The organism is Mycoplasma testudinis ATCC 43263 (assembly GCF_000687795.1).
Taxonomy (GTDB): domain Bacteria; phylum Bacillota_I; class Bacilli_A; order Mycoplasmatales; family Mycoplasmoidaceae; genus Mycoplasmoides; species Mycoplasmoides testudinis.
Window position 1 is genome coordinate 1 of record NZ_JHXT01000026.1, and the last position, 14,229, is coordinate 14,229.

At 31.4% G+C, this 14,229-nt stretch carries 12 protein-coding genes; 4 read left to right on the forward strand and 8 right to left on the reverse strand.

The features are described 5' to 3' along the window. The 3 genes from T384_RS0105395 to T384_RS07340 form a co-directional block, all read right to left on the reverse strand. Window positions 1-947: type I restriction-modification system subunit M (locus tag T384_RS0105395; RefSeq protein WP_027120152.1), on the reverse strand; the 947-nt coding region annotated here is incomplete at its 3' end. 223 nt (window positions 948-1,170) lie between these two features. Further along, a complete protein-coding gene (locus T384_RS07170) occupies window positions 1,171-1,812 on the reverse strand; it encodes a DUF4143 domain-containing protein (protein WP_245595164.1) in 642 nt (213 codons plus the stop codon). After that, window positions 1,710-2,282: an AAA family ATPase gene (locus tag T384_RS07340; protein WP_052663596.1), complete on the reverse strand. Its 573-nt coding sequence runs from the start codon at window positions 2,280-2,282 to the stop codon at window positions 1,710-1,712. The genes T384_RS07170 and T384_RS07340 overlap by 103 nt, the downstream gene beginning before the upstream one ends. 492 nt (window positions 2,283-2,774) lie before the next feature. Here T384_RS07340 and T384_RS07095 point away from each other — a divergent pair, with 492 nt between their 5' ends. After that, complete coding sequence (locus tag T384_RS07095) at window positions 2,775-3,881, forward strand: DUF302 domain-containing protein (RefSeq protein WP_052663598.1); 1,107 nt, start codon at window positions 2,775-2,777, stop codon at window positions 3,879-3,881. Window positions 3,882-4,803: 922 nt separating this feature from the next. Here T384_RS07095 and T384_RS0105415 read toward each other — a convergent pair. Further along, window positions 4,804-5,097 (reverse strand): hypothetical protein, encoded by a 294-nt coding sequence (locus T384_RS0105415; protein ID WP_027120153.1) that lies wholly within the window; start codon window positions 5,095-5,097, stop codon window positions 4,804-4,806. Window positions 5,098-5,515: 418 nt separating this feature from the next. Between T384_RS0105415 and T384_RS0105420 the strand changes: the two genes are divergently transcribed. Beyond that, on the forward strand, window positions 5,516-5,908 hold the full coding sequence (locus T384_RS0105420; RefSeq protein WP_027120154.1) for a hypothetical protein: 393 nt from the start codon (window positions 5,516-5,518) through the stop codon (window positions 5,906-5,908). A 262-nt stretch (window positions 5,909-6,170) separates the two neighbouring features. On the opposite strand, the gene T384_RS06740 is transcribed toward T384_RS0105420, so the two are convergent. Beyond that, the gene (locus T384_RS06740; RefSeq protein ID WP_052663600.1) at window positions 6,171-8,045 is read right to left on the reverse strand and encodes an ABC transporter ATP-binding protein; all 1,875 of its coding nucleotides are present in this window, start codon (window positions 8,043-8,045) and stop codon (window positions 6,171-6,173) included. Then, the gene (locus T384_RS0105430; protein ID WP_027120155.1) at window positions 8,038-9,867 is read right to left on the reverse strand and encodes an ABC transporter ATP-binding protein; all 1,830 of its coding nucleotides are present in this window, start codon (window positions 9,865-9,867) and stop codon (window positions 8,038-8,040) included. Before T384_RS0105430 ends, T384_RS06740 begins: the two co-directional genes overlap by 8 nt. Before the next feature lie 206 nt (window positions 9,868-10,073). On the opposite strand from T384_RS0105430, the gene T384_RS0105435 reads away from it, so the two are divergent. Next, window positions 10,074-10,532: an Rrf2 family transcriptional regulator gene (locus T384_RS0105435; RefSeq protein ID WP_027120156.1), complete on the forward strand. Its 459-nt coding sequence runs from the start codon at window positions 10,074-10,076 to the stop codon at window positions 10,530-10,532. 169 nt (window positions 10,533-10,701) lie between these two features. Next, complete coding sequence (ribD, locus tag T384_RS06745) at window positions 10,702-11,793, forward strand: bifunctional diaminohydroxyphosphoribosylaminopyrimidine deaminase/5-amino-6-(5-phosphoribosylamino)uracil reductase RibD (RefSeq protein WP_052663601.1); 1,092 nt, start codon at window positions 10,702-10,704, stop codon at window positions 11,791-11,793. A gap of 143 nt (window positions 11,794-11,936) precedes the next feature. Here the strand turns inward: ribD and T384_RS06750 are convergent, their stop codons facing one another. Both T384_RS06750 and T384_RS0105450 read right to left on the reverse strand, forming a co-directional pair. Beyond that, entirely contained in the window at window positions 11,937-13,514 is a 1,578-nt protein-coding gene (locus tag T384_RS06750) for a PTS ascorbate transporter subunit IIC (RefSeq protein ID WP_052663602.1), read from the reverse strand. Window positions 13,515-13,556: 42 nt separating this feature from the next. Beyond that, entirely contained in the window at window positions 13,557-13,847 is a 291-nt protein-coding gene (locus tag T384_RS0105450) for a PTS sugar transporter subunit IIB (RefSeq protein ID WP_307128862.1), read from the reverse strand. Window positions 13,848-14,229: the final 382 nt, after the last annotated feature.

Genomic DNA, 14,229 nt, shown 5'->3' on the forward strand with positions numbered 1-14,229 from the left:
GATACTATTGCGTCAAATTTATCTATATCTCTAAGATTTCAGCGTGCATTTTTGATTAATGTATCACCATGGTGAATATGAAATTTTTTATAGCCAACATCATGTAAGAACATATTAATTCTGGCCAGATTGTATGTTGTTGGGTTTATTTCTTGTCCATAAAAACCATCACGCACGTTTTCTTTTCCAATTAATTTTACAAACTTTAATAACAATGAACCAGATCCACAAGCGGGGTCATAAACCCTTTGAATTTCTTTTTTATCTGGTTTGCCACTACGCATAAAATTAATTAAAGTAATTCTTGCTAATAGTTCGCTAACTTCTTGAGGGGTAAAATACTCACCACCAGATTTTCCAGCATTTGCTGCATACATGGACATTAAATACTCGTATGCATCACCAAATGCATCAATCGAATTGGTTTGGTATTCACCTAATGGCAAATCACCAATTGCATTTAATAACTTTACAAGTTTTTTATTTATATCAGCAACTGTTGATCCCAAACGATTGCTATTAACATCAACATCACTAAATAAGCCTTTTAAATTAGCTTGGCTACTAGCACCATTAGCTGATAATTCAATGTTCTTGAAAATCTTTTGTAAATCTATATTTAAGTTTGGATTATTGCTAGCATTCTTACGAACATTAACGAAGAGTTCACTTGGTTTCATAAAAAAACCTTTACGCTTAATTAAATCAGATTTTGCTTTAATTGCTATTTCATCGTCATAATTTGCGTAATCAAAATTTTTGCTACCAGAATCTTTTTGATCTTTATTAATTGTAGCTGCAATATTCTCTGAAATATAGCGATAAAACAAAAAACCTAAAACATAAGTTTTAAATTCCCAGCCATCAACACTGCCTCTTAATTCATTCGCAATTCTTCAAATAATCTTATGTAATTCAGCACGTTCATTGTCTTTGTTATCAGCCATGATGTTTTATCCTTCTCCAAATACTTATGAATATCATTTTAGATAAAAAAAGTAATCTCATGAAACTAATTATTCTCTATCAATAAATTTTAAGAAACGTTCGATTCTTTATTAGCATTAATAAAACTATAAGACTATAAAAAGAAATCTTGTTAATCACGAAGTAAATTAATAGGAATAACAAAAAAACCATCAGCTCTCTTATAAGCTGGACAAATCCCTGTTAAGACCATTGAAAAAGCAACAATATTATTATTTGATGAAATCAATTTTTTTGGATTTTTAAAAGATTATGAGCTGCTTTTTCACATGCTTCAAATCCGCCTAACTTAAGTTCAACTAGAGCAATTCGACCGTCTTCAAATGTAATTACTGAATCACATTCAAGACCATTTTTTTCTCTGTAGTGTTTGATATTCCCGCCATTTTTTTCTACATAAATTCGCAGATCACGAATTGCCATATCTTCAAATACTAGCCCTAATGTCTTTACGTCATTAAGCATATTCTTAGGAGTTAATCCTAAAGCATTGCACGCAAATGATGGATCAATAAAATGCCGTACCGGAGAAGTTCTCATGGAGGTTTTTGATCGATAATTTAAATTCCATGCCGGTAAATCTTCTACAAGGAATATATCAGTTAATCGATCTATATATCGACTGAAGGTTTTAAAAGAAATGCTATAGCCGATTCTTTGAATGACATCATCTAACATAGTTTTAAACGAGGCACCACTTGATACGTGGCGTGCATAACTTATTAAACAAGTTCTAAAAACAGAATCTTTAAAATTTTTAAACTTATTAATTTTAAGATATTGAAAATCGTATGCTTTATCAAAATAATCGGTAGCAATCGACAAACTTTTTTCACGATTCAATTCATAACCGAAGCGGGCCACCCACCCCGACATAGATAAAATAAAAGATCATCCATTTTATGTTCTTTATTTTCATTTGTATAGTTAAAATCATTTTTAAGATTGGCAAGATTGAAAATGGACACAAGTCCTTTCGAGTTTTGTGATTCATAAAGTGACATCGGTCGCATTTTTAAACTAACGTTTCTTCCAGCACCAGAATGATATATTTGTTCGCTGTCAACCGGAGTGCTACTACCAGTTAAAATAAATAATCCTTTATCTTGAGATTCATCAACTGCTAGACGAATTTCATCCCATAATTTTGGAAGGACCTGTCATTCGTCAATTAATCTAGGCTTTTCGCCTTCTAAAGCAAAGTTTATATTAGTTCTAACTAATTCCAAATCATTTTGACGAGCTAGATTCACTGAACTTTTTTTTAAATTATATTGCAGTTGTTGTTTTTCCACAAAATTTTGGGCCCATTACATGTATTGCACCAGCAGTTAATAGTTTTTCAGAAATTTTTTTCGATTATTCTAGGTAAATATCTTTTTTTCATAAATTTATTTTTACCTTAAGTATTCCATTTTAAAAATAACTTTTTATAAGTTAATCAACGCATAAAAACTGCAAATTTATAATATTTCGTTCATAAATGGCTAAGATTTTGGTTCACAAATGGCTAAAATTTTCGTTTATAAATGGCTAAACTACAAAATGTATTCTCAAATACATGTAATTACTTAATACTTCATTTAATCTAACAATATTTACTCTTTCTATCCAAAAATTGATTCAGCACAAACATACAGAGATATAAAAATTAAAAATTTTAAGGCATTGCTTAAAAACAAAAACTTTTAATAATCTAATCAATCTTACCTGATAAAAAATTAAGTATGTTATATTAAGGGCATTAATACAATAAATGAATTTAAATTTCAATAAAGGAAAAATAAATGAGTAAAAAATCTAAACCTAAATTACGCTGATTATCTATTTTGCCCGCAGCAATGGGAATAACTGCAATTGCTGCAGCATGTGCACCTGCTGGTGATACCGGCAAAAAAGATGAAGAGCCACAACCTCAAACTTTTTTGACCCAAAATGATTTCACATATGTAGCTAGAGAAGCAAATGATCAACAAAATGGCGATACAACATATAACAAGATTAAAGAAATAGTTAAAGCTGCTCCATTAAACGCCACGATTTTTGCTGAAATAGACCACAAGAAAAATTCTGATGATGCGAAATTATCAGGCGACCAAGCTTTAACAACTTATAACAAAGTTTTAGTTTTTGGAAATGCTAGAACCGGAACTAACTTAATGGTTAATTCACCTGGTATGGGTTTAGAATTACCTTTAAGAATTCAAGTCTTTCAAACGTCTGATAATAAAATTTGGGTATCAACAAATGCCGTTAAGGGAACATTAATGGAACATAATCAAATGAATGAAACTTTAGCCAACAATTTTGTTAATGCTGTTAATAATGTTATTAATCAAGTTGCTAAGCCAGCTGTTGCTGGATCACCAACATTAACTATCCCATCAGACAAATATGAAATGCCAGCTCAAGAAGTAACAATTCCAGAAGGATCTAATGCAGAAACCGTTGCTAACAATGTGTTCAATGGATTTAGAAGACAAGCAGCAGCTGATGCAAATATGGTAACTCCTGAAGCAAATGGACAGCAATTAAAGGATGGGGCTGGAGTTTTTGCAATTATAGATCATAAACAAAATGCAATTAATGATAAATTCCCTGAACAACAAACAAAATTTAATAATTTCAATAAAGTTTTAATCTTCGGAAACGCTCGTGCAGGAACAGCATTAATTAAAGCACAAGTTAATCTTGGCTTAGAACTTCCAATAAGATTGCACGTTTATGTCCAAGATAATAAAGTCTTTGTTAATACGAATGCCATCGTATCAGTTTTAACAAAATATGGCGACCCGTCTAATGAACAAAGAAATGCAATGGCAACCACTTTATCTAATGGAATTAAAACTAATTTTCTAGATCAAGCTAATCGATTTGCATCAGAAAACTCTTAAATCAAAATATAAAATTTAATTTTATCGTCAACATTAATTTCTATAATTTTTAGAATTAGCGATTAATTGCGACGATTTTTTATTTGCTCCAAACAGCAAACCCAATTAATTAGTTAAATACCCTAGGTCTATAATTACCCAGCAGATTAACTTCTTTGACAGTCACTTCAAAGATTTTAGAAGATATCAAATAAAAAATGTAAATAATTATAGTCCATAGAATTTTTCAGAATTTTTACCTTGGCTGGTTCTGACACCATGTCATTTGGTAACAATTCGCGAGAAACGCAAACTCAGAAGCAATCATTAAACTATCATAAAACTTTCCTTACAGTGACAAAGCAAATCCTAGTAAACAAACTGTTAAGGCAATAAAAGATATTGGGCAAAGCCAAGATGGAGACCTTTTAAATTGGTAAGGAATTAAGGTGCGATAAAACCATCAATTTATGGATGAGACGATTAAAGATTATGTGGCTATGAAATTGCCACAGATATTAAATAGGGCAGATAAATACAAGACAAAGACGAGAATTATTCAAACAACCAATAATATACAGTGTCTTTAAAAAAACAAAACTATTGCATCGTTATAAACCATTACCAATTTAAGTTGAAATAAAAGGTGTGACTATAGCAAAACCTAGACCTTTATTAAATGATGCCAAATACCATTGAAATGAAATCAGTTTCAAAGCAACTATGAATCAATCCAATAATGTTCCAAACGTAAGAACACGAAGCAACCTAATTTCCGAAATAGATGTGAGATCATTAGATAATTTTAAAGTTCAAACCACTTGAACTGCATTTATAAAGATCCAAGTGAAATAAAAACTTCTAATTAACTCTTAACTCAAAGAAAATCACAATAAAAAATCCGCACCAGCGGATTTAATTTTGCTATGTAAAAAACTTTAGATTATTTTTCTAGTTTGTCTTGAAGTTCTTTAAGTTTTGCGTAACGTGATTTTTCCTGTTTGAAAAAAACTGAACAGATTTTTTTTAAAGCTTGAATATCTTCTTTAGTCGATTTAACCTTGCTAAGTTTTTCTAAAAGTTTTTCTTTTTGCAAATTTTTTCGATTTTGAGACTGTTCAAGTTTAATTTTTTGAAGTTCAAGTTTACGAATTTGAATAGTAATATCTAATGTTTCTAAATCAAGTTTGTTAATTTTTTCGTGTAAATCAATTGATAAACTTTTCTTGTTTTCCATGAAATTTTCCTTTGGATAATAAAATGTGACTTAATAGCATTGTAATTATTAATCACCCTTTTATCATTTTTTTAAAAAGAATAGTAGTGATTTTAGCCGCCAAATTATTTTTGCAGAAAACAATTTTTATAAATTAAATTTTCATTTTAGGATTTCCTTCTTAAAAAAATGATTTATCAGAGCTTTCGTAATGTCTTGTACTGGAATTCCATATAGCTCGTTAAAGGAATAAAAAACACAGGTTAAGAAACTCGTTTTTTTAAAAATATTTGAAAATGTTTTCTTAATTTTTTAGCCTTTTCGACATTTATTTATATGGGGAAATAATTTTCTAAATTAAGTTTTTAATGAAAGCTTAATTTTCGGATAATAAATATTTTCTCTGCAAACTATTTTCAAAATAAAAGAGGTAACAAAAATGGAAAACATTTACTTTAATGCTAAAAATAGCGACTCCCTAATCAAAAAGATAAAAACAGTTTTAACAATGTATCAGGATTTTAACTGTGCGATAGTTTTTAACGAAAAAGACAAACTACAAGTTAAAATAATGTCAAACCAAATGACATTCATTGATACAACCGGTTGTGGAGAAAATAAGATGACTATTGAAGAATTAGCTGCAATCGTTCGCGAAGGATTCACGCAAACAAACAAGAGAATTGATGATGTCGAACATAAAGTTGACAAACTAGATGCCAAAGTTAAAGGCATAGATCAAAAAGTCGATAAACTAGATACAGAAGTTAAAGACATAAAGCAAAAAATCCAAAACCACGACAAATTGTTTAAAGAACATGGTTGGGTGTAATGTTTGATTTCTTGTTAGACAAAAAAATACAAGAAATATGCCCACCAATTTCTTATCGCCATACACAAGGATTTTAGTGTAAGTCACAACCATATTTATAACGCGATTCTTCACTGACAAATTGTTAAAAAAACTAGATAACAGACTATTTATACGCAATTATAGTATGCAATACAATATTACAAATTGCTTACAACGCTACTTTAACAATAAAAATCCAGCAAATGATTAAGTTGCTGGACTTCTTTCATGAATAAAATAATTAATCCAAATCAGTGTCGAATGTAATTCCTTTTTTAAATTGCGAATTATACAAGTTGGCATAAAAACCATTGAGGTTTAATAATTCGTCGTGATTACCACGCTCTACAATTTTTCCATCATTAACCACAAGAATTTGATTAGCATTGCGGATTGTAGATAAACGGTGAGCAATAACGAACGAAGTTCTACCTTGAATCAAACGAGATAATGCTTTTTGAATCTGAACTTCAGTTCGTGTATCTACCGAACTAGTGGCCTCATCTAGAACTAAAATTTCTGAGTTACGAATTACTGCTCTAGCAATTGCTAACAACTGACGTTGTCCCTGTGAGAAGTTTGATCCGTTAGATTCAACTAAAGTGTCATACCCTTTTTCAAGTTGCATAATAAAGTTATGTGCATCAGCAATCTTCGCCGCATTAATTACATCTTCATCTGTCGCATTTAAATTACCATAACGAATGTTTTCTTTAATTGTTGTTGTAAACAAGTAAGTATCTTGTAAAACAATTGCAATGTTATCACGTCAGGACGCATCAACAATTTCACCAATTTCATTAGTATCGATTTTGATTTCACCGTCATTCTTGTTATAAAATTTGGTAAGTAAATTAATGATTGTCGTTTTGCCTGCTCCAGTTGGCCCAACAATAGCAACAACTTCATCAGGTTTAGCCTCGATATTAGCATCAATCAAATTTAATTTTTCTGGTGTATACCCAAAATTAACTTTTTTGAAACTAACATAGCCTTGAGGACGTGGTAATGATTGCGCTTTAGAATTCACCGGAGGAGGTAATAAATCAATCACTTCAAAAACCCGTTGGGCTCCAGCTAGTCCTGCTTGAATTAAATTAAAGATTGATAACAATTGATTTAATGGAGTCGCAAAGTTACGTAATAAACTTATAAACGAAATAATAAAAGCAAAACTGAAGGCTGCTGTACCACCTGTACCAATTCCGGCTGAACTAAAACCTGCAAAAATAACAACAGTCAAAAGTAGTAACATGTTAATTGTGAAATTAAACCAAGGAAATAATAACGAAGACAAGAATTGGGATCGAACTGCACTTGGAACTAAGGCAACGTTATATTTTTCAAAAGCAGCTGTACTTTCATTTTGGCGGTTTAACAAAGTAACAACCTTTTGTCCTGAAATCATTTCTTCAACGTAACCGTTTAAAGCACCTAAGTTTTTTTGCTGTTTCATAAAATGTGGTTGAGCTAATTTAATAAATACAAAGCTAAAACTCATTAAGATAAATAACATTCCAACCGCAATCAAAGTAACGTAAGGACTTAACACCATCATAATAATGAATGTAAAGAACATCATCGAAACGCTTTGAACAAATTGCGAAGCTGCTTGAATTAAAGCCTGGCTAATATTATCAATATCATTAGTCATCCGACTCATTAGATCACCACTTGATTGTTTATCAAAATATGCTATTGGCATAATTTGCAGTTTGCAGTAAGTTTCCCATCGTAATCGAGAACTGGTCGCTTGGCTAATTTTTACAAGCAAAAAGTTTTGTATTGTTTGTAATCCCCAGTAACCAAAATATAAAAGTACTAAAAAGGCTATAATAGCACCAGCTTGAACTGTTGAATTATTAATGTTTGTAAACAACCTTACAAAGCCATCATCAGCTGGCAATCCAAATCCGGTTGGAATTAAAATTTGAACAGCTGATCCGATTAAATAAGAAGCAAAAGCATAAAAGAAAGTACCCAAAACACCAGAGAAAATGCTAACTGCAAAAATTGATTTTTTTGCTTGCACATGCTTTAAGACATTAAAGAAAATTTTAGTTAATTTAACGCCATTGCCTTTTGTAGGAGCGCCTGTAAAATGCATTCTATTCATTGGCTAATTCCTCCTCTGACATCTGCGATAAAGCAATTTCTTTATATAATGGACAAGTTTCAATTAGTTCGTGATGTTTACCAACACGGACAATTTCACCCTTATCAATAACTACAATCTTATCCGCATTTTTAATAGATACAACTTTCTGTGCAACAATGATTGTTGTTGTCCCTTTTAATTTCGTTCGAATATTATCGCGGACAGATTGATCAGTAATAGCATCAAGAGCACTTGTTGAATCGTCTAAAATTAAAATCTTCGGTTTCCTTAAAAGTGCTCTTGCAATAGTTGTTCTTTGTTTTTGACCACCTGATAAATTCTTTCCTCTTTGTTCAATTGGATGATCAATTCCTTCGCTAAATTTACTAACAAAATTAGATGCACAGGACAAATCTAGTGCTTCTTGCATTTCTTGTTCAGTGGCATCTTCTTTCCCAAACAATAAATTTGAACGGATTGTTCCTTTAAACAAAACATTCTCTTGCAAAACCATTCCAACTTGTTCTCTTAATTTAACCGAATCAGCTTCTCGCACATCCACTCCCCCAACCATGACGCGACCCGAATAAACGTCATATAATCGAGGTATCAAACTAACTAGTGTGGATTTACCACTTCCAGTAGCTCCAATGATTCCGACAGTTTCACCTGATAGAATAGACAAATTAATGTTCCGCAAAGCTGGTTCACCATGTTCGTGATATTTAAATTCCACATTTTCAAAAACAACAGATGCATCTTTTAAATTCTTGTCAGATTTAACCATTTTAATTAATGGATTTTCATCTAATACTTCAAAAATACGTTTTACTGAAACTCGGGTTCTTACATAGTTAACAGAAATCATCACAGACATAATCAAACCCATAGTAATGTAACCTTGGTACTGCAAAAATGCCGAAATCTTAGAAACGTTTGAAGCATTTGCTGGATCTGTACGATTATCTACTACTGAACCAAAAACTTGAGGAGCTGCATAATGACCTAAAATTAAAACAATAACAGTCCCAAAGTTTGCAAGCAAAGTTACGGCAGGAATCAAAGCCGTCATGATGCGAAATGCTTTAGTGCTGTATCTAGTCCAATTTATATTACTTTTTTTAAATTTTTCTTTTTGAACTTCTTCTAAGTTAAATGATTTGATAACACGAACACCTAGAATGCTTTCGCGCGACTGAACATTGATATTATCAACTGCTTTTTGGTTTGCTTTAAATACTGGAACAGCATAAAATCCCGCAACAAAAATAATTGTTAATAAAACTGGAACTAAAACCACAATTGAAATTGACAAGTAGAGGTTTGTCAATAAAGCAAAAACCAAACCTCCAATAAACAAGAACGGAGCTCTAATCATAATTCGAAGAACTAATACCATCAAAGTTGATATTTGAGTAATATCATTAGTCAAACGAGTTCCTAAACTTGCAGTTCCAAACTTGTCAAGGTTTCCTGAAGACAATTCTTGAATTTTCTTAAATAAATTAGATCTCGTTAACATCGCTACTTGTGCTGCAACTTTAGAAGCCATAAATGCAGATGTAGCTAAGAAAACAATTCCTAAGATTGCAGCCGAAACCATCGACCCAGCCAATATTCCAAGTGCTTGGTCGCCTAAGTTAAATTCTCAAAGTAAAAAGGTTACTTTCCCCAACTCGGAAGTTGGCCCGCCAACTGCTGGTTGCACAATAATGGGAATTAGGGCTGAAAATAATGATGGAATTAATAAATCGGTAAGAATAGATCCAAAAGTAAATCCTAATGACACTGAAACATATCACTTGTATTTTGGATCTAAATAACGTAATAATCTAAACACAGATTTCCTCCCGATTGTGAAAATATTTAAATGGTTTATAACCATATGTATTTATTCAATAAAACAAAAAACTAATTTCATTTGTAATAAATATCGTTACAGATAATACCAAATTATATTTGTACTGTCAAGAGTTACGAATAAATTTTTTAAGAACGAATTTTCAGATATAATTATTTACAAAGAAAAAGGAAAGAATCTAGTACATGAAAGTCAATTCTCAGTACGCACTAGCCGTTCATATTATGCTAATGATTGCTTATTTTCATGATAAGAAAATGACAAGTGAATTATTGGCTGAAAGTGCCGGATGCAATCCCGTCATTATTAGAAAAACATATGCCAAATTAAAAAGTGCTAAACTTCTAGTAACTAAATCAGGTAAGGGCATCACCAAACTTGCTTTGCCTCCAAACAAAATCACAATGTGAGATATTTTTTCGGCAGTTGAAATTAAAGAAGTAAAAGATATTTTAAAAACTTACGAAAATAAAACAACTGAAAATAGTATTGGTGGTGAAATTCGTAAATTAATTACTATGCATTTTGAAAAATCATTCGAAAAAATGAAACAAAGAATGTCCACAATAACTTTGAACAATCTATTAGAAAAATTAAAACTAATTGAAAATCACAAAAAAAGTGAAGAAGAATTAAATTCTTAAATAATTACTCCTCCAAAATTTAAATTATTTTTAATTTTCGGCAATACTTTCCAAAATTTAAATATTTACAAAATTTTTATGCTTGATGAATTGAAAACTATTAAATGACAAAAATAACAAAAAAAGGATTTTACAAGTTAAAATCCTATCATTTAATCAGAGGTATCTTATGACTGACACTGAATACATCAAAATCTGTTTACAAGAAGCCATTAAAGCAACAGGAGAAGTTAATCCTTCTCCTTTGGTTGGGTCATTAATTGTGAAAGACGATAAAATTCTATGACAAGGACACAATTATCATAAAGACGGAATTCATCCCGAAACTGAATGTGTCCAAATTCCAGACAAGTTGATGAAAGGTGCAACAATCTATACGACTTTGCAACCTTGTTCAGTTAATCCAGTAAATTTACCATGCACCGAAGCGATTATTAAAAGTGGAATGGTTTCACGTGTTGTAATAGGATCACTTTTACCAAATCCAATTGAATCCGAAAAAGGACTAGTGCGCTTTAAAGAAAATAATATTGAAATAATTACAGGAGTTCTTAAAAACGAATGCGATTATTTAATAAAAGAATTTTCAAAGCATTCTGTTTTTAAAAAACCATACGTTCTCTTACACTATACAATGACCTTGGATGGAAAACTAATTCATAAGAAAAATTCAGTCAAATTAGGAATTAATAAAAAAACTCGAAATTTTGTCCACCAAATTCGCAATAAATATAGTGCAGCAATGACAGATGTCTTAACAATTCTTAGTGACAATCCTAAAATGAGTTGTAAATTAGAAAATAATCACGATCCAATTAAAATAATTTGTGACAAAAACTTACGAACTCCACTAACATCTAATGTTGTGCAGACAAGTAAAACAACGCCAACAATTATTGTAACTTGCAATCAAGATGCACTAAAAAGAAAAATATACCAAGATTACGGATGCGAAGTTATCGTCATGGACGAAGTTGGCCAAGATTGGGATTGAAATGAATTAATGAAAATCCTGGGCCAAAAAGACATTGAAAGCATTATTGTTGAAGGAAGTGAAGAATTAAATTGAAAAATATTAGCTAATCAAGTAGCTGATGCGGTTAGCATTAGTATTACGCCAATCCTTTATAGTTCAATTAATACCTCGTCTCCAATTACACATAGTAGTTTTGATCCAGACGACAAACTTTTTAGATTCAAAAACAAAACTGTCAAACTCTATGAAAGCGACATTATTGTAGAAGGCGAAATCAAATATTAGTTTTGATTTTTTATACCAGTGGTTTGCTTTTGACAAGTATAAATAACACATTAATTTTGTCAATTAAAGAACTAAACAAAACACAAAAAATGTCGCTCGACTTTTGCCAGCGACACTTTTCAATTTTTAAATAAATTTCAAAATTATACAGATAAAGTTTTGGGACGGCCTTTAAATAAAGTCTTATAAGTTAATTGTTTTTTGTCTAAATAAGCTGATTTGAAAATTCCTTCTGCAGCCATTAAAACATAAATAACAATTGGAATAGCAAGAACCAACCCTCGTGCCGCTGAAATATTGCTATCAATCAAAGTTCTGTATGCAAGTACTCCAGGTACAACACCTAACAAGTAGTCAGAATCACCTCAAGTTAGAGAACTGCTTGGAGATCAGTTTGCAACTACAAAAATAACCGGTACAAAAGTGATAATTAAACCGTGAATAAATGGACCGACTATCGCTCCTCAGATTCCACCTCGAGAATTACCAAACACTCCAGAAGTAGCTCCTAAGAAGAAATGTGCAACAATTCCGGGAATAATAACTGGTGCAATAATATTTGTAATTGTATTGTCAGAAGCGAATCCAATGGTAATTGCAATACCAATTAATCCTGCAGCAAACGAGCTTAAGAAGCCAATTAAAACAGCATTGGGTGCATATGGGAATACAATTGGGCAGTCAAGACCAGCTTTAGAATTCTTGATTCATTTATCAGAAATACCTTTAAATGAAGGAACAATTTCTCCAATGATCATTCGAACACCAAAGAGCATTATTTCAACACCGGCTGCAAATGTGAATGCGTCGACTATATCTTGAACTAGTCAGTTTCGTGCTGCATTTGGTCCAAAAAGATTTGCCAACTCGGTTGCATTTTCTACTGGAAGTACTTTGTAACCTACTTGATACATGATTCCTTCGGGAATAAATACAATACTAAATACAATTAGCATGGTTATTGCCATTGACGCAAATGTATTTCTGAAGAATAGTAATCATTTAGGGAAGTTAATTTCTTCAGTGTATTTAATTTTACCCTTCTTTATACGATAAATTAAATCACCAATTAAACCAGACATAACATATCCAATGCTACCTGTGTGAGCAACAGTAATATCATTAGTCTTTGTAATTCTAGAAACCCAACGTTTTGTAGCAGCACAAGAAACTACCATGTAAATTGACATGATTACAGCAGAAGCAATCAAAGCGGTGGCATAATCAGCTGCATTGTTCAAATCAAAACCACTTAATACCATTACGCCAGATAGCATCAAACTCATGTAAAACAAAACGTGACCACTCAAGAAAACATATTTGAATCTACTTGTGTAAGCTAGCAACAAGTTCAAAATCATGGATACAACCATAATAATACTTCCAAGTTGAGCAATTTGTGGAGCTATCGCAAATAATTGACCAGCAAAAGCATCATTATTAGGAATTACACCATTAACGCCAAACAGGTCAACAAATAAAACTTGGAAATTAGCTAATGCTCCACTAAGAACACCAGCTCCACCGCCAAGGATTAAAAATCCTGCCATAGTCTTAAACAAAGAAAGCAATACATCTGTAGCTTTTTTTCGCAAAAGAAGCGAACCAATCATTGCAAACAATCCAATTAAAATTGCAGGTGTTCCAATAAAGTCTTTAAAAAATGTTAAAAACCACGTTCCAGCATCAATTTCAATTGAATCCCCAGGATTAAAACCCATAAATCGCTTCCTTTCTGTATATAATGTTAGTCATAAATTTAATTAAATTACCTCTTTAAGTTTTTGAATCAATTCATCAGAATCCATTAAGTTATTCAAAACAACTTTTTTGGCATTTCCGGCATCAATATTGTCAGCTAAATCTTGTCCACAAATAACTATATCTCATCCTGCACTAGAAGAATAAGAATTTAGATTTTGGTGTGTAACTTCGAATTCAGACTCATTTAGATTTAAGGCTTGAATAGCCTTTTTTGTATTCATCTCAACAATTAGACTTGAACCCAAGCCCATACCACAGACGGTTACTATTTTTTTCATACTAAACCTCATTTATATATTAGCATATTTTTTATTTGAATTTTTGATTTCATAAAAAAAGATTTCATAAAAAAAATAGGTGGTAGAGGAAAATTCTGGCAATCAGAATTACTCAATCACCTATTTTTTGACGTTTAAGGTACAAAAAGTACACAAAAAAATCCCTTGATTGTTGCCAATCAAAGGAATTTGTACTATCATTAATTTGTTCAAAAAAAATGAAAGGTTAGTACGATGCAATTTTACATTTTTAAAAAATATCTTAATAATAAATCAATCCTGAAATTTAAAGAAGACGCAAACGAACTTATTAGCGACTTTATAAATCTCGATGAATTCAATATAACTAAAATTCAAAACGAAGATCAAGGACCTGCTAATTTAACAAATTTAC